We start from the raw sequence: 20,628 nt of genomic DNA on the forward strand, positions 1-20,628 counted from the left end.
CAGCACCCCCTGGGTCGGGGACGGCATCGCGCAGAATGTGGGCGAAATGCTGGGGGGCGCCGTGCTGGCTGGGCTGCTGGCCCGCGGCGTCTGTTGGTTCTGGTTGCAGCGGCAGGGTTCCTGAACGGCATGTCCAAGCAAGACCTCACCCGCCAGGAAGAATTCAAGCGCGCCACCGCCGGCACGCTGCGCGCCATCGCGCATGCGAATTCCGAAGTGCAGGTGGCCTTCCAGCCCGGCCCCGGCGGCGTCGCCGGCAAGCGCGTGCGCCTGCCGCTGCCGACCCGCGCCCTGCCGCCCGCCGAGATGGCCCGGCTGCGCGGCGCCGCGGATGCCGCGGCGCTCCGGCTCCGCCACCATTCGGACGCCGTCCATGCCGCCCGCCAGCCCGGAAGGCGGGAGGCGAAGGAGGTCTATGACGCGCTGGAAGACGTGCGCGTCGAGGCCGTCGGCAGCAAGCACATGGCCGGCGTCGCCGCCAATCTCCGCGCCCGCCTCGCCGACCAGTGCGAGACCGAGGGCTATGACCGGATGACGCGGAAGGACCAGCTGCCGCTGCCCGCCGCGCTCTCCCTGCTGGCCCGCGAACGCATCACCGGTGAGGCGGCGCCGGAGGTGGCGCACCGCATCCTCGACCTCTGGCGGGATACGCTGGGCGAGCAGGCCGACGCCGCGCTGGCCGAGATGGCGACGGCGACGGATGACCAGGACGCCTTCGCCCGCGCCTCCCGCAAGCTGCTCGCCGCGCTCGACCTGGCCGAGGCCGAGGTGGAAAGCCAGTCCGAGGACCAGGAGGACGGCGAGGAAAGCGGCGAGCAATCCAGCCAGCAGGACCAGTCCGGCGAGGGCGAGGCGCAGTCCCAGGACCAGGAAAGCATGCTCGGCGCCCAGCCCGAGACCATGCAGGGCGAGGCCGCCGAGGAAGAGGCGCAGGAGAGCGAGGAAGAGGGCGCCGCCGCGGAGGGCGACGACAAGCCCGGCGGCCCGCAGCAGCGCAAGGAGGTCGTCCAGACCGACGACAGCAGCCGCTACCACGCCTTCACCGCGCAATTCGACGAGATCGTCGAGGCCGACGACCTCTGCGACCCGGAGGAGCTGGGGCGGCTGCGGCAGCAGCTCGACCAGCAGCTCTCGCATCTGCAGGGCGTCGTCTCGAAGCTCGCCAACCGGCTGCAGCGCCGGCTGCTGGCGCAGCAGCAGCGCGCCTGGGAATTCGACCTGGAGGAAGGCACGCTGGATGCGGCGCGGCTGGCCCGCATCGTCGCCAACCCGATGCTCTCGCTGAGCTACAAGCGGGAGCGCGAGGCGGATTTCCGCGACACCGTCGTCTCCCTGCTGATCGACAATTCCGGCTCCATGCGCGGCCGCCCGATCACCGTCGCGGCGATGTGCTCCGACATCCTCGCCCGCACGCTGGAGCGCTGCGCGGTAAAGACGGAAATCCTCGGCTTCACCACCCGCGCCTGGAAGGGCGGCCAGTCCCGCGAGAAATGGGTGCAGGACGGCAAGCCGCGCAATCCCGGCCGCCTGAACGATCTGCGCCACGTCATCTACAAGGCGGCCGACGCCCCGTGGCGCCGCGCGCGGAAGAATCTCGGCCTGATGCTGCGCGAGGGGCTGCTGAAGGAGAATATCGACGGCGAGGCGCTGGAATGGGCCTATAAGCGCCTCCGCAACCGGCCGGAGCATCGCCGCATCCTGATGGTCATCTCGGACGGCGCGCCGGTGGATGACAGCACCTTGAGCGTGAACCCGGGCAACTACCTGGAACGCCATCTGCGCAAGGTGATCGCGGATATCGAGGGCCGCGGCGACGTCGAATTGATCGCCATCGGCATCGGTCATGATGTAACCCGCTACTACCGGCGTGCCGTCACCATCGTGGACGCCGAGGAGCTTGGCGGGACCATGATGAAGAAGCTGGCGGAACTCTTCGACGAGGATGCGGCCGAGGCCTGGCAGCGGGCCGCCACCCAGGGTTCGGCACTGGTCGGCTGACCGGCGCGGGCATGGCTGGGCCAGGGGGGGGCGCCCCGAGGGAGGCCTCTGGGGGCGCCCCGGGGGGCCGCCGCCGCGGCTGGCGCCGCCGGACCGTCCTCGGCGGTGCGCTGGGCGGGCTGCTGGCCTGCGTCAGCGCCTCGAGCCAGCATGAGTCGGTCGCGCGGCCCCTGGCGCTCGAGCCCCTGCCGGCCGGCAGCAAGCTGGATGCGCTGGGCGGGCTGGTGCTGGACACCGGCGTCATCGGCTTCGGCGGGCTGTCGGCGCTGCATGTGGATGACGCGCTGAACCTGACGGCCATCGCCGATATCGGCCGCTGGCTGACGGCGCGGCTGGTGCTGCGGGACAATGTGCCCCAGGGGCTGGCGGAGCTACGGAGCGGGCGGCTGCTGGACGGCGCCGGCCTGCCCCTGGCGCGCGGCCATGCCGGGGATGCGGAAAGCCTGGCGAAGCTGCCCGGCGGCGGCTGGCTGGTGGGGTTCGAGCGCTGGCACCGCATCCGCGCCTATGCCGATTTCGCCTCGCCCGGCCGCTATGTGGCGGCGCCGCCGGGGCTGGAGGCCGCGCCGCCCAATGGCGGGCTGGAAAGCCTGGCGGTGCTGGCGGACGGGCAATGGCTGGCGATCGAGGAGCAGAATCCCTGGCCGGCCCCGGCGGAAACCCGCCCGGCCTGGATCGGCGGGCCGGCGCGGTGGCGGCGCAAGCTCTATCTGCCGGCGCCGGGCTTCGACCCGGCGGATGTGGCGCCGCTGCCGGATGGCGGGGCGCTGGTGCTGGAGCGGAGCTTCACCATCCTCGCCGGCTTCGGCACCCGGATCGTGCGGCTGAGCGCGGCGCAATTGGAGGGCGACGAGGTGATGGAGGGGGAGGAGCTGCTGCGCTTCGCCCCGCCCTTGCCGATGGATAATTTCGAGGGCGTCAGCGTGTTCCCCCATGGCGGGCGGCAGCTCGTGGCGCTGATCTCCGACGACAACCAGAATTTCCTGCAGCGCAGCCTGCTGCTGCTCTTCGCACTGAATGACGGGTGAGCGGCAGGGGCGCAGGAAAGGATCGAGGGCTTCGCCGGGGGCGGAGCCCCCATTGCCATTGCCGCCCTACCGCCCCTTCTCCCGCCGCCATGCTGCCAGCAATTCCCGGTTCGCCGGATCGGTCATCGGGTAAAGGCCGCGGATGGTATGGCCGGCGGCCACGCGCTCCTGCACGAAATCCTCGACCACCGTCTGCTCGAAGGCCTCTTCCGCCACGCTGTCGGCGAGGTGGGCGGGGATGCACACCACCCCCTCCCCATCCCCCACCATGATGTCGCCGGGGAAGACCGGCACGTCGCCGCAGCCGATCGGCAGGTTGGTGTCCACGGCATGGTGGCGGATCAGGTTGGTCGGGGCGCTGGGCGCGGCGTGATAGGTGGGCCAGGGCATCTCCGCCAGCTCCGGCGTGTCGCGGAAGCCGCCATCGGTGACGGCGCCGGCGACACCCCTCGCCATCAGCCGCGTTAGCAGGATGCCGCCGGCGCTCGCCGCCCGGGGATCGCCGCGGCTGTCGATGACGAAGACATGGCCCGCCGGGCATTCCTCGATGCCCTTCCGCTGCGGATGGTTGGGGTCGAGGAAGGCATCCAGCGTGTCCAGATCCTCCCGCGCCGGGATGTAGCGCAGGGTGAAGGCGGGGCCGACCATGCGCGGCGCACGCGGGTTGATCAGCCGCGGCCCCTGCAGGAAGCAATTGCGGAAGCCGCGCTTCAGCATGACGGTGGTGACGGTGGCGGTGCTGACCCCTTCCAGCTTGCGCCGCGTTTCCTCCTGCATCCGATTTCTCCCCTTATGCGGGTTTGCCCGCCGCACTCTGCCGCTGCCCCCGTCCCGCTGTCGAGGAAGCGGCGGAGGCAGGCGCCGAAGCCTGGAGCGTGATCGGTCGAGGTCGAATCGACCGAAACCGTGAATCACGCGACCGAACAATGAGCCGGAGCGGGATGGGTGAGCGAAGCTCAACCAATCCCGCTCCAGTGTCCCGATTCCAAAGTCCTGCGGACTTCGTTTTCGGGCCACCAGCCTGTGTTTTCGGTGGCCTGCTTGTCCGAATTCCGGACCCCGCGCCGCGCCCCGGCCGCGCGGGCGGGCGGGGCGGTTCTGCAGCAGGGCGGGGATGGCGCGGGCCGTCATGGCGGCGCAAGGCGGCCAGCGCCTCCGCCTGCCGGGCGGTGCCATGGGCGGCGGGGCCAGCCGCAGCGCCGCCCGCACCGAGCAGTCACCGCCCCGCGACCGGCGCCTGGGCGCAGGGTCACACAGCGCCCTCCATTGCCCTGAAGCGGCTTCGCCGCTTCAGGCTGTGCGAGCCCCCGGCAGCACCGCGACTCCCCAGGGCGCATGAAGCCGCGCCGGCAGCCTCATGGGGAAGAGTCAGTGCGGCAGGGTCTCATGCCCGGGCAGATGCCCCACCTGCACCGCCTTGTTGGACAGCCAGACGGTGAAGGCGATGGCGATGGAGGACAGCAGGAAGATGACATGGATGGTGGACTGCCAGATCAGCGTTTCCTGCGGGACGTTCGCCGCATCGATGAAGGATTTCAGCAGGCTGATCGAGGAGATGCCGATCAAGGCCAGGGAGAGCTTGATCTTCATCGTGTTTTCGTTGGTGTGGCTCAGCCAGTCCGGGCGGTCCGGGTGGCTTTCCAGCCCCATCTTGGCGACGAAGGTCTCATAGCCGCCGACGATCACCATGATGAGCAGGTTGGAGATCATCACCACGTCGATCAGCGCCAGCACCGTCAGCATGATGCTGTTCTCGTTCGGCGAGTGCAGCAGGGATTCCACCAGGTGCCACAGCTCCCGGCAGAACAGCACCACATAGACCGCCTGGGCGATGATGAGACCGAGATAGAGCGGCGCCTGCAGCCAGCGGCTGGCGAAGATGAACCTGGCCAGCGCCCGCTCGCTCTTCGGGCTGGGGTCGGGGTGGCTGTGGTCGGCGGGCATGATGCTATGTCCTTGCTGCCAGGGGCGCTGCCGGGGGCCGGCAGGCGGCTCGCCGCGAAGTGATACGGGATGCCGCCGGCCCTGCGGAGGGAAGCCATTATGAACATTCCGCAACACGATTCGCCAAGCTACCGGCTGGCGGTGGAGGACACGGAATTCCTGCTGCGCGACGAGATGCGCGCCTTCCGCTTCGGCATGGAATACGCGAAGGCGGAGCTGCTGCTGCGCGACTGGGGCGTGCGCTCCACCGTGGTGGTGTTCGGCAGCGCGCGGATTCCGGCGCCGGAGGCGGTGCAGGCGGGGACGAAGCTGGCGCATCTGGCGCCCTGGTACGAGGTGGCGCGGGAATTCGGCCGTCTGGTTTCGGAACGCGGCGGGGCGCTGGCGCCGGAGCGGCATGGGGACCGCTCGCTGCGGGACAATGTCGTCGCCACGGGCGGCGGCCCGGGCATCATGGAAGCGGCCAATCGCGGCGCGGCGGAGGCAGGGGCGCCGAGCATCGGCTTCAACATCGTCCTGCCGCATGAGCAGATGCCGAACCGCTACAGCACGCCGGAGCTGACCTTCCGCTTCCACTACTTCGCCATGCGGAAGATGCACCTGGCGATGCGGGCCAATGCGCTGGCGGTCTTCCCCGGCGGCTTCGGCACCTTCGACGAGTTGTTCGAAATCCTGACCCTGCTGCAGACGAAGAAGGCGCCGCCAGTGGGGGTGGTGCTGTTCGGCCGGGAGTACTGGACGGAGGTGGTGAACTTCCAGGCGCTGCGGCGGCATGGGCTGGTGGATGCGGCGGATCTCGACCTGTTCGGGCTGGTGGATACGGCGGAGGAAGGCTGGGAATGGCTGACGGCGCATGGGCTGCACGCGCATACGCCGCCGGCGGAGGCGCCGCCGGCCGACACGATAGGCTGATTCCGGCGGCCCGAAGGGCCGTCGGTAGCGCAGGCGGGCTTGGTGGGGTGGCCGCCTGCCGGACTAGAGCGGGATCGGTTGAGCTGCGCTCCCCCGCCCCGCTCTAGCTCATTGTTCGGTCGCGTGATTCACGGTTTCGGTCGATTCGACCTCAACCGATCACGCTCTAGGCATACCAACGGCCCCGCCATGGGCCGCAGGTCGATGGCCGGCCGTTGGCGTCAGTCAGCCGGGCAGGCAGGCGGCGGCGAGCAGCGCGAAGGCCCGGGCGCGGTGGCTCAGCGCCTTTTTCGCCTCCGGCGGCAATTCGCCGAAGGTCCTGGCGCCGCCTTCCGGCAGGAACATCGGGTCGTAGCCGAAGCCCTGGTCGCCACGCGGCGGGAAGGTCCAGTGGCCCTCCACCCGCCCCTCGAAGCTTTCGGTATGGCTGTCCGGCCAGGCGAGGACGAGGACGGAGATGAACCAGGCACGGCGATCCGCATGCGGCGCGGCCAGTTCGGCCACCCTGGCCATGGCGCGGGCGTAGTCGCGGCTGCCATCCGGCTGCATCGCCCAATCCGCGGTGCGCACGCCGGGCGCGCCGTTCAGCGCGGCGAGGGAGAAGCCGCTGTCATCCGCCAGGGCCGGCAGGCCGGTGGCACGGGTGGCGGCCAGGGCCTTGATCGTCGCATTGCCGAGGAAGGTCTCCTCCGTCTCCGCCGGCTCCGGCAGGCCGAGCTCGCCGGCCGAGACCACGTCCAGCCCGTAGGGCGCCAGCAGCGCCTGCACCTCCCGCAGCTTGCCGGCGTTGTGGGTGGCGAGCACGAGGCGGCCCGGTTCCAGCCGCCGATGCCGCGCCGGCTGGCCCGCCGCCGGCCGCTGCGCCGTCGGTGTCGCCGGTGCCTGCTCCCCGGGCGATGGCGCGGCCGGCCAATTCAGACCTCCAGCCGGTGCTGCCGGCTTCCGATCATCGGATGGTGGCGCGGCCGGCCGATTCGGGTCTCCAGCCGGCGCTGCCGGCTTCCGGTCAACGGACGGTAGCTCGGCCGGCCGATTCAGACCTCCAGCCGGCGCTGCCGGCTTCCGGTCATCGGACGGCGGGGCCATCAGCCCAGCCCGCAGGCGGCGCGCTGCTGCCGGAACAGCTCCGCCACGCCCTGGCGGGCGAGGCCGAGCAGGCCGAGAAGCTGCGCCTCGGAGAAGGGTTCGCCCTCCGCCGTGCCCTGCACCTCCACGATGCCGCCGCGGCCGGTCATGACAAAATTGGCATCCGTTTCCGCCTTGCTGTCCTCGGCGTAATCCAGGTCCAGCACCGGCGCCCCCTGCCAGATGCCGCAGGAGATGGCCGCCACCTGGTCCTTCAGCGGCATGGTGCCGAGGACGTTCATCTTCATGCAGTGGCGGAAGGCCAAGTGCAGCGCGACCCAGGCGCCGGTGATGCTGGCGCAGCGCGTGCCGCCATCGGCGGAGAGCACGTCGCAATCGAGAATGACGCTCATCTCCCCCATCGCCTTCAGATCCGTCACGGCGCGGAGGGAGCGGCCGATGAGGCGCTGGATCTCCTGGGTGCGGCCGGATTGCTTGCCGCGCGCCGCCTCGCGGTCGCCGCGGGTATGGGTGGCACGGGGCAGCATGCCGTATTCGGCGGTGACCCAGCCCTGGCCCTGGCCGCGCAGGAAGGGCGGCACCTTGCCCTCCACGCTGGCGGTGCAGAGGACTTCGGTGTTGCCCATGCGGATGAGGCAGGAGCCCTCCGCATGCCGGGCGGCGCCAGGCTGCAGGGAGACGGCGCGGAGCTGGTCGGCAGCGCGGCCGGAGGGGCGGGAGAGGGTGGTCATGCGGCGCGGTATCGGGGTGGGGCGAGGGGAAGGCAAGGGGAAATGGCGGAGGACAGGCCGAGGGAAGCCAGGGCGGCGTTCCGCCCGGGGCCCGGTGGAGCCGTGCCGCGACCTCGTGGAGGGCAGATCACTCCTGCTGCGCCATGAAATGCGCCAGCGCGGCAATCTCCGCATCGCCCACGCCATACATCACCGCATTCATGTTGGTGTCCGTGCCGCGGCGCGTGCCGTCCCGGTACTGCGTCAGCGCCTGCACCAGGTAGTCCTCCCGCTGCCCGGTCAGCCGCGCCATCTGCGCCTGCCCCTGGAATTGCGGCAGATGGCAGGTGCCGCAGCGCAGCCTTTCCGCCAGCGCCGCCCCCGCCTCGTAGCGCGCGGCATCGCGCGGCGCGCGCTCCGCATGGCCGGGCGGCAGGCCGGCGTAGAAGGCGGCCAGATCCTCCACCTGCTCGTCCGTCAGCCCCTGGCTCAAGGCCGGCATGGGCGGCGTGTCCCGCAGCCCCTCCCGGAACAGGATGAGCTGCAGGGTGATGAACGCCTCCGGATGCCCGGCGAGCGACGGGATTCCCGGCATGGCGGAAATGCCCTGCGGCCCATGGCACTGGCCGCACTCCCGCGCCGCCGCCAGCGCCTGGCCGCGCGCCGCATCTCCCGCCGCGGCGGCCCCGCCGGCCACGGAAAAGGCGGCGGCGAGCACCGCCGCCGCCATGCCCAGGGATCTTCCCACCCTCAATTCCCGTAGCTGATCCGGTAGATCGCGCCGTTCTGCTCATCGCTGACCAGCAGCGAGCCGTCCCGCCGCACCAGCACATCCACCGGCCGGCCGAGGAAGCGGTTATTCGCCTCGTCCCGCAGGCCGGTGAGGAAAGGCTCCACCGCGGTCACCGTTCCCTGTGCATCCAGCTTCGCCACCACCACATCATAGCCGCTCAGCGTCTCCCGGTTCCAGGAGCCGCGGCGGGCGATGAAGATCTGGTTGCGCCAGGCCTCCGGGAACTGCGTGCCGGTGTAGAAGCGCATGCCGAGCGCCGCGGTATGCGGGCCGAGCAGCGCCACCGGCGCCGCGAATTCGGCGCAGGCCGCAGGGCCGGAGGCGATGGCCGGGTCCCGCCAGCCATGCGTGCAATAGGGGAAGCCGAAATCCTCGCCGCTGCGGCGGATGCGGTGCAGCGTGTCCTCCGGCGTGTCATTGCCCGCCCAGTCGCGGCCGTTGTTGGTCGCCCACAATTCGCGCGTCTGCGGGTGCCAGTCGAAGCCCACGGAATTGCGGATGCCCTGCGCCTCCACCCGCCTGCCGGAGCCGTCCGGGTTGAAGGAGACGATCAGCGCATGGGTGGTACGGTCGAATTCGCAGATGTTGCAGGGCACGCCGATATTCAGATAGAGGCGGCCATCCGGCCCGAAGGCGGCGAATTTCCAGCCGTGATGCGCCTCGGTCGGCAGGCCGAAGGCGGCGGTCAGGTCCACCGGCGTGCCGGGGGCGTCCAGCCTGCCCTCGATGCCGTCGAAGCGCAGCACGCGGTTGATGGCCACCACGTACAGCGCGCCGTCGCGCACCGCGACGCCATTGGGATCCGTGAGCTGGGCGGCGATGGTGCGCACCCGGCGCTGGCCGCCCTCCTCGGTGATGGCATAGACCCGGCCGATGGTGCGGGTGCCGACGAAGACCGTGCCGTTCGGGCTTTCCGCCATCATCCGCGCGCCGGTGGCGCCGGTGGCCCAGACCTCCAGCCTGAAGCCCTGGGGGACGCGCAGCGAGGCGGTGGGCAATTGCGCCGCCGGGGTGGCGGTCAGCTTCGGCGCATGCGGGGCGAGGGGCGAGGCCGCCATGCTGTCCGGCCGCCCCTGCGCCCAGCCGGGGGCGGGCGCCGGCTGCGCCAGGGCAAGGCCCGGCAGGATGAGGCTGGCGGCAAGGCCGATGGCCGCCAGGCGGCCGATCGCGGGGCGCTGCATCATCATCTCCTCCCGTCCGGCGCATTGGCGCGCCGTGACCTGGCGGAAGCTACGGGGCGGGCCGGGCCAGCGGCAAGGCTGGCGTGCTCCCGCCGGCGTGAGCCGGCGGGCGGGCGGGAAAGCCCCGCGCGCGGGGGCTCCGGGGCATCCGCCAGGGTGCGGGCCCTCCCCCGAGGGGAAAGCCCCGCGCGCGGGGACTCAGGCCCGCCGCCAAGGGCGGGGGTCCGGCCGGCGCCGATGACATAAAGACATCTTTATATTTTGTAGGAGATCCTGGCCAGGCTCGGAAGGCCGTGCTACTGCCGCGCGCCGACGCAGGAAGGACACAGCCGATGGCCGTTGCCGCAGAGTACAAGGTGAAGGACCTCTCCCTGGCCGAATGGGGCCGGAAGGAGATCGCCATGGCCGAGGACGAGATGCCCGGGCTGATGGCGGTGCGGCAGGAATACGGCCCCAGCCAGCCGCTGAAGGGCGCCCGCATCGCCGGCTGCCTGCACATGACCATCCAGACCGCGGTGCTGATCGAGACGCTGAAGGCGCTGGGCGCCGATGTCCGCTGGTCCTCCTGCAACATCTTCTCGACCCAGGACCACGCCGCCGCGGCGATCGCCGCCGCCGGCACGCCGGTGTTTGCCGTGAAGGGCGAGACGCTGCCGGAATACTGGGACTATGTGCGGAAGACGCTCGAATGGGGCGATGGCGGCGAGCCGAACATGATCCTCGACGATGGCGGGGACATGACGCTGCTGGTGCATTACGGGCTGCGCGCGGAGCAGGGCGACACCGCCTTCCTCGACGGCGCGACGAATGAGGAAGAGACGGTCTTCTTCGCCCTGATCAAGGACCTGCTGAAGAGCAAGCCGGGCTGGTTCGCGAAGCTGGCGGCCAGCATCAAGGGCGTCTCCGAGGAGACGACGACCGGCGTGCACCGCCTCTACATCATGGCGAAGGAGGGCAAGCTGCTCTTCCCCGCCATCAACGTGAATGACAGCGTGACGAAGTCGAAGTTCGACAACCTCTATGGCTGCCGCGAATCGCTGGTGGACGGAATCCGCCGCGGCACCGATGTGATGATGGCGGGCAAGATCGCCATGGTCTGCGGCTTCGGCGATGTCGGCAAGGGCAGCGCCGCATCCCTGCGCAATGCCGGCTGCCGGGTGATGGTGAGCGAGGTCGATCCGATCTGCGCCCTGCAGGCGGCGATGGAAGGCTATGAGGTCGTCACCATGGAGCAGGCGGCGCCGCGCGCCGACATCTTCGTGACGGCGACGGGCAATGTGGACGTCATCACGCTCGACCACATGCGGGCGATGAAGCACCGGGCCATCGTCTGCAACATCGGCCACTTCGATTCCGAGATCCAGGTCGCGGGCCTCAAGAACTACAAGTGGCACAATGTGAAGCCGCAGGTGGATGAGGTGGAGTTCCCGGACGGCAAGCGCATCATCCTGCTGTCCGAGGGGCGGCTGGTGAATCTGGGCAACGCCACGGGCCATCCGAGCTTCGTGATGTCCGCCAGCTTCACCAACCAGACGCTGGCGCAGATCGAGCTCTGGGTAAATCCCGGCAAGTACGAGAAGAAGGTCTATGTGCTGCCGAAGCATCTGGACGAGAAGGTGGCGGCGCTGCATCTGGCGAAGGTGGGGGCGACGCTGACGAAGCTTTCCGCCGCGCAGGCGTCCTATATCGGCGTGGACCAGGCAGGGCCGTTCAAGGCGGAGCAGTACCGGTACTAAGCGCCTGGGTCGGGCGCGCTCACGCGCCAGGCCATGGCCGCGCGGCCACGGCCATTGCTTGGCGTCGCCTTTGCTTCCGCCGGGCGCGGTGTTGCCGCGCGACGGGTGTCAAACTCATGGTTTCCAAAGGCCTTTCGGCCTTTGGCGGGTGGGAGCTTGGGGGAGGGCAGAGCCCTCCCTCAACCGGCGGCCGGGTGGAAGTGCTCGAAGATCTTCTTCGCCACCGCCGGCCCGATCCCCGGCGCATTCGCCAGGTCTTCCAGCGCCGCATTCCTGACGCCGCGCGCCGAGCCGAAGTGGTTCAGCAGCCGCCGCTTCAGCGCCGAGCCCACGCCCGGGATCTCGTCCAGCTCGCTCTTCACCAGGGATTTGGACCGCCCCGCCCGGTGGGTGGTGATGGCGAAGCGGTGCGCCTCGTCGCGCAGCCTCTGCAGGTAGTACAGCACGGGGTCGCGCGGCGGCAGTTGGAAGGCTTCCTTCCCCTGCTGGAAGAACCATTCCCGCCCCGCATCCCGGTCCGGCCCCTTGGCGATCGCCACCAGCGGCACGTCGTCCACGCCCAGCTCCGCGAACACCTCCCGCGCCGCGTTGAGCTGCCCGAGCCCGCCATCGATCAGCACCAGGTCCGGCCAGGTGCCGCTCTCCCGCTCCGGGTCCTCCCGCAGCGCGCGGCTGAAGCGGCGCTCGAACACCTCCCGCATCATGGCGAAATCATCGCCGCCCCCACCCTGCGGAGCAGGGGAATCGCTTCCCTTCGGACCCTTGATGGAGAATTTCCGGTAGGCCTGCTTCAGGTATCCGGCCGGCCCCGCCGCCACCATCACGCCATAGGCGTTGGCGCCCTGGATGTGGCTGTTGTCGTAGATCTCGATCCGCTCCGGCGCCGCCGGCAGATCGAACACCCGCGCCACCGCCTGCAGCAGCGCCTCCTGCGCCGTGCCCTCGGCCAGCTTGCGCTCCAGCGCCTCGCGCGCATTGGTCTCGGCATGCAGCACCGCCTCGCGCTTCTCGCCGCGCTGCGGCCGGTGCAGCTCCACGCGGCGCCCGGCCTTGATGCTCAGCGCCTCGGCGATCAGCGCCTGCTCCTCCGGCGCATGGCTCAGCAGCACCAGGGGCGGCGGCGGCAGGTCGTCGTAGAGCTGGCCGAGGAAGGCGCCCATCACCTCCTCCGGCCCCTGCTCGCCCTTGCTCAGGAAGAAGGGCCGGTTGCCGTTGTTGCGGCCGCCGCGGAAGAAGAAGACCTGCACGCAGGTCTGCCCCGCCGCCTGGTGCAGCGCCACCACATCGGCATCGCCGACGCCGTCCAGGTTGATGCGGTCCCGCCCCTGCACATGCGTCAGCCCGCGGATGCGGTCGCGCAGCGCCGCGGCGCGCTCGAACTCCAGCGCCTCCGCCGCCTGCTCCATCTCCTTCGCCAGCTCCTTCTGGATGCTGGGCGTCTCGCCGGAGAGGAATTGCTTGGCCTGATGCACCAGCTCGGCATAGCCCGCCTGGTCGATGCGGCCGACGCAGGGCGCCGAGCAGCGGCGGATCTGGTAGAGCAGGCAGGGGCGGTCGCGGCTGTCGAACACCGTGTCCCGGCAGCTCCGCAGCAGGAACACCCGCTGCAGCGCGGTCAGCGTCTGGTTCACCGCCCAGGCGGAGGCGAAGGGGCCCCAGTAGCTGGCGCCCTTCCGCCTTTCGCCGCGATGCTTGGCGATCTGCGGGAAGGGATGGTCCTCCGTCAGCACCAGCCAGGGATAGGATTTGTCGTCGCGCAGGACGATGTTGAAGCGCGGCCGGAGCTTCTTGATGAGGTTGGCTTCGAGCAGCAGCGCCTCGGCCTCGGAGGCGGTGGTGATGACCTCGAGGCTGCGGGTTTCGTGCACCATGCGACGCAGCCGCTCGGGCAGCCGGCCGAGCTGGGCATAGGCGGCGACTCGTTTCTTCAGCGCACGGGCCTTGCCCACATAAAGGGCATCGCCGCGAGCGTCGAGCATACGGTACACGCCTGGCGCGAAAGGCAGGGTGGCCAGCGCCCTCTCGATCACCCGCACGCCTTCCATGACCGGCAATGCCGGCGCAGTATCCTCGGGGCCGGGGGTAGCCTCATCCATGGGCCGGGATTAGGGCCGCGCCGCCTTCCTGGGCAAGAGCGGCGGCGGAAGGAAAGCTGTGGAAAACTCTGTGGACACGGCTCCGGGAAACCCGCGCCAGCCCTTGGCGGCAGCGCATTTCCGCCACCTGCTCAAGAATCTGGCATAATTTTAAGCTATTGATTTTCGCCGATTATTTCCTGGAATGTTGCAGAGGGCCAGGTCAAGCGTAACATTGAGCTTGACGCGCGCCAGACGATCACGCAGGCGTGGGTGCGGTGGACAAAGCCCGTTGCAGAACAGTGTCAGGGCCGCCTACGTTCGATGGTGACGCCCACCGCCGCGACATCCGCATAGGCGTCCGGCTTTTCCACCGTCACCCGCGCGCGCCTCACCCTCGGATCCTGCAAGGCTGCCAGGGCGATTCGTTCAGCCAGAGTCTCCACCAGAAGAGTATGTCCTTCCGCCGCGGTTGCGCGCGCCGCGCGTACCACTCTTCCGTAATCAACCACGCGGCGCAGGTCGTCCTCGCCGATTCGGTCCGGGGCTGATTCGTCCTCGACCGCCAATTCCACATGCACGACGACGCGCTGCGGCGCGGCCTTTTCATGCGGATGCACGCCGAGCCGCGCCTGCATCTCCAGCCCGCGCAGGAAGACGAGCCGCAGCCCGGCCTCGGCATTCGGTGCGAAGCTCATTCCTCCGGCCCTCCGGCACGGCTGGACGCGGCCCATTGCAAATGCTGGCCGCCATCCAGCGCGATCATCTGCCCGGTCATCGCCGGCAGGGAAAGGATGGCGAGCGCCGCCGCCGCCACCTCCGCCGGGCTGGTGCCGCGGCGCAGCGGCACGCTGGCGCATTGCGCGGCGAATTGCGCCTGGCTCTGGCGCGGGCTGGGCAAGGCGGGGCCAGGCCCGATGCCGTTCACCCTGATGCGCGGCGCCAGCGCCAGGGCGAGCGACCGGGTCAGCGCCCAGAGCCCGGCCTTGGAGACGGTGTAGGAAACGAAATGCGGCGTCAGCGACCAGACCCGCTGGTCGAGCATGTTGATCACCACGCCCTCTGCCGTCTCCGGCAGGGCGCGGGCGAAAGCCTGGGTCAGCACGAAGGGGGCGCGCAGATTGGGCTCGATATGGTGGTCCCAGCTCGTGCGCGTCGCGTCCTGCCACTCGTCGCGCTCGAAGGTACTGGCATTGTTCACCAGCACGCCGAGCGGGCCGAGCGCCGCCGTGGCGGCGGGCAGGAGCCGCTCCACCTGCGCTTCCTCGGCGAGGTCGGCGGGAAGGGTGACGGCGCGGCGGCCGAGGGCGCGGATCTCCGCCGCCGTGGCCTCGGCTGCCGCCTCACTCGTGCCGTAATGCAGGGCGATGTCGAAACCGGCCTCCGCCAGGCTCAGCGCGATGGCGCGGCCCAGGCGCTTCGCCCCGCCGGTGACCAGGGCGGCGCGCGGGATGGCGGGGGAGATGGGCAGGCTCATGCCGGCGCCTTCTACCCCCGCCGGGGGGCGGCTGGAAGCAGCCCCCCTGCCTGGCCAGGGCGGCGCGCTCTACCGGGTCAGCGCGCCGATGGCCGCGCCGCCGGCACCGCCGATGAGCGCGCCGGTCAGGGGCGAGCCGCCGGTGATGGCGCCCACTGCCGCGCCGCCCGCGGCGCCGATCGCGCCGCCGGAGAGCGTCCGCTGCTGGGTCCGGTTCATGCCGGAGCAGGCGGCCAGGCTCAGGGCGAAAGCGGCCAGGACAGAAAAGCGCAGCACTCGAGACATGTTTTCTCCAATAAGTTGTATTACTTCGTTCATATGTGCCTTAAAGGGGAAGGGTACCAGATACGAGTCCGTGATCAGGCATGGAATCAGCGACACGAATTCGCCGGCCTGGACTTCCCTCGCGCGGTCTGGAAAGGGGTAGGGGATGAGCGAACCACCCCGCATCGCCGGCCTGGCCGGCAAGCGTGCCATCGTGACCGGCCATCGCGGCGGCATCGGCCGCGCCATCGCCGCGACGCTGGAAGCCTCCGGCGCGCGCGTCGCCGGGCTCGACCTGCCGGAGGTGGATTTCGAGAGGCTGGAGAGCGTGGGGCCGGCGGCGGAGGCGGCGGCCGCGTCGCTCGGCGGGCTGGACATCGTGGTGAACAATGCCGGGGCGACCATCCTCGGCAGCCTGGTGGACACGCCGATCGCCGAGGCGGAGCGGATCTTCCGGGTGAATGTGCTGGCGCCCTTCGCCCTGCTGCAAGCGGCGATCCCGCATATGGCGGCGGCGGGGGGCGGGGCGGTGGTGAACATCGCCTCGGACCAGGCGCTGATCGGCAAGCGCGTCTCGGCGGCCTATGGGGCGAGCAAGGCGGCGATCGCGCAGCTCACGCGCAGCGCGGCGCTGGACTGGGCGCCTGCCCGCATCCGCTTCAACTGCATCGCGCCCGGCAGCACGGATACGCCGATGCTGCGGCGGGTGATCGGCGAGCTGGCGGCGCGCTACCCGGACCGCTACGCCGCGGGCAGCGCGGCGGCCTATGCCGCGGCGGTGCCGCTGGGGCGCTTCGCCGATCCCTTCGAGATCGCCGCGGTGGTGGCCTTCCTCTGCTCCGACCATGCGAGCTTCGTCACCGGCGTGGTGATGCCGGTGGATGGCGGGACCACGGCGGAATGAGCGCGGCCGGGGACCGTGGCGCCGGGGCGCCCGGGGCGGCGGCGGCGCAGCGGGACCCCCGCAGCGGGCAGGGCGGCCTGGAGCGGCCGCTGGCGGTCGTCACCGGCGGCACGGGCGGCATCGGCCGGGCCTGCGCGGCGCGGCTGGCGGCGCTGGGCTACCGCGTGGTGGCCGGGGCGCGGCGGGCGGCGGCGCTGCCGGAAGGCGTGGAATTCGCCCCGCTGGACGTGGCGGAGGCGGCCTCCGTGCGCAGCTTCTTCGCCGCGCTGCCGGCGGTGCAGGTGCTGGTGGCGGCGGCCGGCAGCGCCGGCGGGGACCCGCCAGAGGACCCTGACGAAGCGCATTGGCGCGGCATCCTCTCCACCAATCTGGACGGCGCCTGGCGGTGCTGCCTGGCGGCCGCGGCGCGCATGCCGGATGACGGGAGGGGGCGGATCGTCACCCTCGCCTCGGTGCTCGGGCTGCGGGCCGTGCCGGACCAGGTGGCCTATGTCGCGGCGAAGCACGGCGTGGTCGGGCTGACCCGCGCGCTGGCGCTGAAGCTGGCGCCACGGCGGATCACGGTGAATGCGCTCTGCCCCGGCTGGGTGCCGACGGCGATGGCCGAGGCGCGCTGGGCGGAACTCGGCATGGATGCAGCGGCCGCGGCGCGGGGCACGCCGACCGGGCGGGTGACGAGCGCCGAGGAGGTGGCAGCGGCGGTGGCATGGCTGGTCTCGCCGGGCGCGGCGAATGTGACGGGGCAGGCGATCGGGCTGGATGGCGGGGCGGGGGTCTAGAGCAGATCGCCGGAGGGCGGCATCGCCCGGAGGCGTGAATCTGCTCTACAGTCCATAAGCTAGAGCGTGATCGGTTGAGGTCGAATCGACCGAAACCGTGAATCACGCGACCGAACAATGAGCTAGAGCGGGGCGGGTGAGCGCAGCTCAACCGATCCCGCTCTAGAGTGGTTTCGCGCTGCACAGTCAGCGTGAAACCGCTCTAGCGAGAGGGCATCGCGCCGCGAGGCGCGCCATGGGGCAATCCCCCTCGCGCTGCCCCCAGCAAGGGCCGAGAGGCCTTCGGAAACCAGGCGTCAGCCGGTGGCGGCGCGGCGCACTTCCTCGCGGATCTCGCCCATCAGCCGCGCCTTCAGCGCGGCGAATTCGGGCGTGGTCTTCACCATCCATTCGCGCGGATAGGGCAGCGCCACCTCCACCTCCGCCTTGATGCGGCCGGGTCGGGCGGACATCACCACCACGCGGTTGGCCAGGAAGATCGCCTCATCGATGTCGTGGGTGACGAACAGCACCGTCTTGCGGCCCCCGGCGACGCCGGATCCGTCGCCTTCCTGCCAGATCTCCAGCAGCAGCTCCTGCATCAGCTCCCGCGTCTGATGATCGAGGGCGCCGAAGGGCTCGTCCAGCAGCAATATCTCCGGGTCGTTGGCCAGGGCGCGGGCCAGGGCGGTGCGTTGCTGCATGCCGCCGGACAATTGGCGCGGCCAGTGATTCTCGAAGCCCTGAAGGCCGGTGCGGGCGAGGAAGCGCGCCAGGATCTCCCGCTGCTCGGCCGCGGGCACGCCGCGCTCCACCAGCCCGTAGCGGATGTTGTCGGCGACGGTCAGCCAGGGGAACAGCGTGTAGCTCTGGAACACCATGCCGCGGTCGGGGCCTGGCCCGGTCACCTCGCGCGCGCCGAGGCGCACCGTGCCGCCGCTCGGCCGGTCCAGCCCCGCGACGATGCGCAGCAGCGTGGATTTGCCGCAGCCGGAAGGGCCCAGGATGGCGACGAATTCGCCGGGTGCCACGGTGAGGTCGGTGGGCTGCAAGGCAAGCGTCGGCCCGGCCTTGCCCTGGCCGGGGAAGCTGCGGGTGACGCCCTGGATGTGCAGCGGATAGGCGCTCATCGGCGCGGCCATCCCCCTCCTGACCTCCCCCGGCCAGCGGGGGGAGGAAGGCTGCCTCCCTCCCCCGCCTGCGGGGGAGGGCCGGGGTGGGGGCGGATCGCCACGCCGCCCACCCTCACAGCACCGCCCAGGGAAACAGCCACCGGTTCACCGCCTTGAACAGCAGATCCGTCACCAGCCCGATCACCCCGATGGTGACGATGCCGAAGATCATCTGCCCGGTATCCAGCAGGCGCTGGCTGTCCATGATCATATGGCCGATGCCGCTGCTCGCCCCCACCAGCTCGGCGACGATGACATAGGTCCAGGCCCAGCCCAGCACGAGGCGCAGCGCCTCCGCCACCTGCGGCGCCGCCGCCGGGATGACGACGCGCCGCAGGATGGAAAGCGGCCGCGAGCCCAGCGTATAGGCCGCCTCCACCAGGTCCCGCCGCGTCCCGCCGGCGATCGCCGCCACCATGATGACGAGCTGGAACACGCTGCCGATGACGATGACGGCCAGCTTCTGCGCCTCCCCCACCCCCAACCAGAGGATGAGCAGCGGGATGAAGGCGGAGGCCGGCAAATAGCGGGCGAAGGAGAAGAAGGGCTCGAAGAAGGCCTCTACCGGCTTGAAGGCGCCCATCAGCAGGCCGAGCGGCACGGCGACCAAAGCCGCCAGCAGGAAGCCGCCCACCACCCGCCACACCGTCACGCCGATATCGAAGGCGAAGCCGTATTCCGCCAGCAGCGCCCAGCCGGAGGCCAGCGCCCGCCCCGGCGAGGCGAGGAACAGCGCCGGCACCACCCCGCCATAGGTGACGGCGGCCCAGACGCCGATGAAGAGCGCGAAGAACAGGGCGCCGAGGACGATGCGCGCCCCCGCCCCCACCGGCTGCAAGGGGCGCATGCGCTTACGGGAGGAAGCTGGAATCGAACAGCTTGGTCAGGTCCACATCCTGCCGCACCACGCCGGTTTCCCGCTGCACCGCATGCGCCTTCTGCATGAAGGCGGGTAGCCCGCTCGCCGCGTAGTCCTTCACGGCGGCCAGCTCCGGCCATTCGATGAAGGCGGCGCTCGCCTTGAATTCCGGCCCGGTCTGGCGGGTGCGGGCGCCCATGATCTCATGGCTGCGGTCCGGCTCCCGGGCGATCATCGCCAGCGCGTCGAACCAGGATTTCGCCACGCGCCGCACCGCCTCCGGATTGGCCTGAATGAAGGCAGGCTGGAAGGCGAGGGTGTCCACCACGCAGGGATAGTCCAGCGTGGTGGAGAGGATCCTGCCCTTGTCCGCGCCCATGGCGCGCACGGTGGAAAGATAGGGTTCGTAGCTGACGCAGGCATCGAATTGGCCGGCGACGAAGGCCTGGGCGGCGGGCTGCGGGGCCAGCGTCGCGGTGCTGACGTCCCGCACCGAAAGCCCGTTCTCCCGCAGCATATAGGCCATGGTGAAATAGGGGGTGGTGCCGGGGCCGTCCACGGCGATGGTCTTGCCCTTCAGCTCCTTCACGCTGCCGATCGCCGGGCGCGCCGCGATGCCGTCGCCGCCCTTGCTGCGGTCCAGCACCAGCACCTGCACCAGCGGGATGGTGCTGGCCCAGAGAATCATGGTGTCCACCGTCGTCACCACGCAATTCAGCGCGCCCGAAGCCAGGGCCAAGTTGCGCTCCCGCTGCGGGACGAATTTGGTCTCCACCTCCAGCCCGTTCGCCTTGAAGAGGCCGGCCTGCTCGGCGAGCGTCAGCGGCGCGAAGCCGGTCCAGCCGGACATGCCGATGGCGATCTTCGGGAAGGTCTGGGCCCGCAGCAGGGCGGGGGCGGCGAAGGGCAGCGCGGAGGCGCCGGCAATCAGGCTACGGCGAAGCATGGTCTGAAGCTTTCTCCCGGGCGCGGCGGCGCCGGGGCCGCCGGATGGGCGGCACGGCGCGCTGAAGAGTGGTCGATGCAAGCCTAGCAAGGATCGCGCCGGAGGAAGCGAGGAGGAGACTCCGCCCCAGGGCACCGCCCTCCGCACCCTGGGGAGCGGACCGCCCCCGGCCCCCGGCCGGGGAGCCTGCCGCGAAAGGGTCCCGGTCGCGGATCGGCGGGGAACTTGCGACCTGCCAGAACCTCCACCAGCCGATGCCGGCGGCATCGGCAAAGCGCGGACCTCCTGCGCACAGCGGTACAGGCGCAGGAGGCGAGGACAAGAAGGATCCGCCAGGACGCGCCGCAGGCCCTTTCGCGACAAGCCCGGAGTCAGCGGGGCCGGGCTGCCGACTCACGGCGGGGCATTTCGGTGGGCAGGGTGCGCTCTCTGCCTGGTCAGCCTGCCGCCAGAAGCGGCATGGCCGCTGCCGCTGTAACCCGCGGTAACGACGGGTTTCCCCGGGTAAAGCCGGCTGGTCGCCGGGCGCGGGCCGTGGCTTAGCTGGGGTTTTCCAGGCAAGGGATGCTTCGCTGCATGATCATGGCTCATATCAACCAGAACCGCTGGCTCTGGATCGGCATCACCGCGGTGGCCTCCGTGCTCCTCGCCTGGCTGCGGAGCAGCTTCGGCGAAGGCTACCACTATGGTGACCTGATGGCCTTCGCCATGATGGTGCTCGGCATGCTCGTCATCCTGAAGAGCCAGGAGGGCTTCGTGCCGCAGGAACTGCCGGAGGAATAAGG

General features: G+C 70.6%; 20 protein-coding genes. 7 read left to right on the top strand and 13 right to left on the bottom strand.

Annotation, left to right across the window (positions count from 1 at the left end; genetic code table 11):
* Window positions 1-129: 129 nt before the first annotated feature.
* Both cobT and E5N76_RS19375 read left to right on the top strand, forming a co-directional pair.
* Window positions 130-1,998, top strand: coding sequence for a cobaltochelatase subunit CobT (gene cobT / locus E5N76_RS19370; protein WP_149538966.1), 1,869 nt, complete (start codon window positions 130-132; stop codon window positions 1,996-1,998).
* Window positions 1,999-2,009: 11 nt separating this feature from the next.
* Entirely contained in the window at window positions 2,010-3,026 is a 1,017-nt protein-coding gene (locus E5N76_RS19375) for an esterase-like activity of phytase family protein (protein WP_149538967.1), read from the top strand.
* A gap of 66 nt (window positions 3,027-3,092) precedes the next feature.
* On the opposite strand, the gene E5N76_RS19380 is transcribed toward E5N76_RS19375, so the two are convergent.
* Both E5N76_RS19380 and E5N76_RS19385 read right to left on the bottom strand, forming a co-directional pair.
* Window positions 3,093-3,803: a ribonuclease activity regulator RraA gene (locus tag E5N76_RS19380; RefSeq protein ID WP_149538968.1), complete on the bottom strand. Its 711-nt coding sequence runs from the start codon at window positions 3,801-3,803 to the stop codon at window positions 3,093-3,095.
* Window positions 3,804-4,394: 591 nt separating this feature from the next.
* Window positions 4,395-4,970 carry a TIGR00645 family protein gene (locus E5N76_RS19385; protein WP_149538969.1) on the bottom strand — a complete coding sequence of 192 codons (576 nt, stop codon included), beginning with the start codon at window positions 4,968-4,970 and terminating at the stop codon, window positions 4,395-4,397.
* Between the two features lie 99 nt (window positions 4,971-5,069).
* Between E5N76_RS19385 and E5N76_RS19390 the strand changes: the two genes are divergently transcribed.
* On the top strand, window positions 5,070-5,882 hold the full coding sequence (locus tag E5N76_RS19390) for an LOG family protein (RefSeq protein WP_149538970.1): 813 nt from the start codon (window positions 5,070-5,072) through the stop codon (window positions 5,880-5,882).
* A 225-nt stretch (window positions 5,883-6,107) separates the two neighbouring features.
* On the opposite strand, the gene E5N76_RS19395 is transcribed toward E5N76_RS19390, so the two are convergent.
* The 4 genes from E5N76_RS19395 to E5N76_RS19410 all read right to left on the bottom strand — a co-directional run bounded on the left by E5N76_RS19395 (window position 6,108) and on the right by E5N76_RS19410 (window position 9,652).
* Window positions 6,108-6,686: a non-canonical purine NTP pyrophosphatase gene (locus E5N76_RS19395; protein ID WP_408021715.1), complete on the bottom strand. Its 579-nt coding sequence runs from the start codon at window positions 6,684-6,686 to the stop codon at window positions 6,108-6,110.
* A 281-nt stretch (window positions 6,687-6,967) separates the two neighbouring features.
* Window positions 6,968-7,699, bottom strand: a complete 732-nt coding sequence (gene rph / locus E5N76_RS19400) for a ribonuclease PH (RefSeq protein WP_149538972.1) — start codon at window positions 7,697-7,699, stop codon at window positions 6,968-6,970.
* A 127-nt stretch (window positions 7,700-7,826) separates the two neighbouring features.
* Complete coding sequence (locus E5N76_RS19405; protein WP_149538973.1) at window positions 7,827-8,426, bottom strand: c-type cytochrome; 600 nt, start codon at window positions 8,424-8,426, stop codon at window positions 7,827-7,829.
* Window positions 8,427-8,428: 2 nt separating this feature from the next.
* On the bottom strand, window positions 8,429-9,652 hold the full coding sequence (locus E5N76_RS19410) for a PQQ-dependent sugar dehydrogenase (RefSeq protein WP_187830274.1): 1,224 nt from the start codon (window positions 9,650-9,652) through the stop codon (window positions 8,429-8,431).
* Window positions 9,653-9,984: 332 nt separating this feature from the next.
* On the opposite strand from E5N76_RS19410, the gene ahcY reads away from it, so the two are divergent.
* Window positions 9,985-11,388, top strand: coding sequence for an adenosylhomocysteinase (ahcY, locus tag E5N76_RS19415; RefSeq protein ID WP_149538974.1), 1,404 nt, complete (start codon window positions 9,985-9,987; stop codon window positions 11,386-11,388).
* A gap of 179 nt (window positions 11,389-11,567) precedes the next feature.
* On the opposite strand, the gene uvrC is transcribed toward ahcY, so the two are convergent.
* From uvrC to E5N76_RS19435, 4 genes are all read right to left on the bottom strand, one after another.
* A complete protein-coding gene (gene uvrC / locus E5N76_RS19420; RefSeq protein WP_149538975.1) occupies window positions 11,568-13,484 on the bottom strand; it encodes an excinuclease ABC subunit UvrC in 1,917 nt (638 codons plus the stop codon).
* 284 nt (window positions 13,485-13,768) lie between these two features.
* A complete protein-coding gene (gene folB / locus E5N76_RS19425; protein ID WP_149538976.1) occupies window positions 13,769-14,161 on the bottom strand; it encodes a dihydroneopterin aldolase in 393 nt (130 codons plus the stop codon).
* A complete protein-coding gene (locus E5N76_RS19430) occupies window positions 14,158-14,940 on the bottom strand; it encodes an SDR family oxidoreductase (RefSeq protein ID WP_149538977.1) in 783 nt (260 codons plus the stop codon). The genes folB and E5N76_RS19430 overlap by 4 nt, the downstream gene beginning before the upstream one ends.
* Before the next feature lie 69 nt (window positions 14,941-15,009).
* A complete protein-coding gene (locus tag E5N76_RS19435) occupies window positions 15,010-15,225 on the bottom strand; it encodes a YMGG-like glycine zipper-containing protein (RefSeq protein ID WP_149538978.1) in 216 nt (71 codons plus the stop codon).
* Between the two features lie 145 nt (window positions 15,226-15,370).
* Here E5N76_RS19435 and E5N76_RS19440 point away from each other — a divergent pair, with 145 nt between their 5' ends.
* Together E5N76_RS19440 and E5N76_RS19445 are read left to right on the top strand one after the other, a co-directional pair.
* Window positions 15,371-16,108 (top strand): SDR family NAD(P)-dependent oxidoreductase, encoded by a 738-nt coding sequence (locus tag E5N76_RS19440; protein ID WP_149538979.1) that lies wholly within the window; start codon window positions 15,371-15,373, stop codon window positions 16,106-16,108.
* A complete protein-coding gene (locus E5N76_RS19445) occupies window positions 16,105-16,887 on the top strand; it encodes an SDR family NAD(P)-dependent oxidoreductase (RefSeq protein ID WP_149538980.1) in 783 nt (260 codons plus the stop codon). Before E5N76_RS19440 ends, E5N76_RS19445 begins: the two co-directional genes overlap by 4 nt.
* Before the next feature lie 296 nt (window positions 16,888-17,183).
* Here E5N76_RS19445 and E5N76_RS19450 read toward each other — a convergent pair whose 3' ends face one another.
* The 3 genes from E5N76_RS19450 to E5N76_RS19460 form a co-directional block, all read right to left on the bottom strand.
* Entirely contained in the window at window positions 17,184-17,996 is an 813-nt protein-coding gene (locus E5N76_RS19450) for an ABC transporter ATP-binding protein (protein WP_149538981.1), read from the bottom strand.
* Between the two features lie 115 nt (window positions 17,997-18,111).
* Window positions 18,112-18,885 carry an ABC transporter permease gene (locus tag E5N76_RS19455; protein WP_149538982.1) on the bottom strand — a complete coding sequence of 258 codons (774 nt, stop codon included), beginning with the start codon at window positions 18,883-18,885 and terminating at the stop codon, window positions 18,112-18,114.
* A 4-nt stretch (window positions 18,886-18,889) separates the two neighbouring features.
* On the bottom strand, window positions 18,890-19,843 hold the full coding sequence (locus tag E5N76_RS19460) for an ABC transporter substrate-binding protein (RefSeq protein WP_149538983.1): 954 nt from the start codon (window positions 19,841-19,843) through the stop codon (window positions 18,890-18,892).
* Window positions 19,844-20,419: 576 nt separating this feature from the next.
* Here E5N76_RS19460 and E5N76_RS19465 point away from each other — a divergent pair.
* The gene (locus tag E5N76_RS19465; RefSeq protein WP_149538984.1) at window positions 20,420-20,626 is read left to right on the top strand and encodes a hypothetical protein; all 207 of its coding nucleotides are present in this window, start codon (window positions 20,420-20,422) and stop codon (window positions 20,624-20,626) included.
* Window positions 20,627-20,628: the final 2 nt, after the last annotated feature.

The sequence above is a fragment of the Siccirubricoccus phaeus genome, from assembly GCF_008360935.1.
Classification (GTDB): Bacteria; Pseudomonadota; Alphaproteobacteria; order Acetobacterales; family Acetobacteraceae; genus Siccirubricoccus; species Siccirubricoccus phaeus.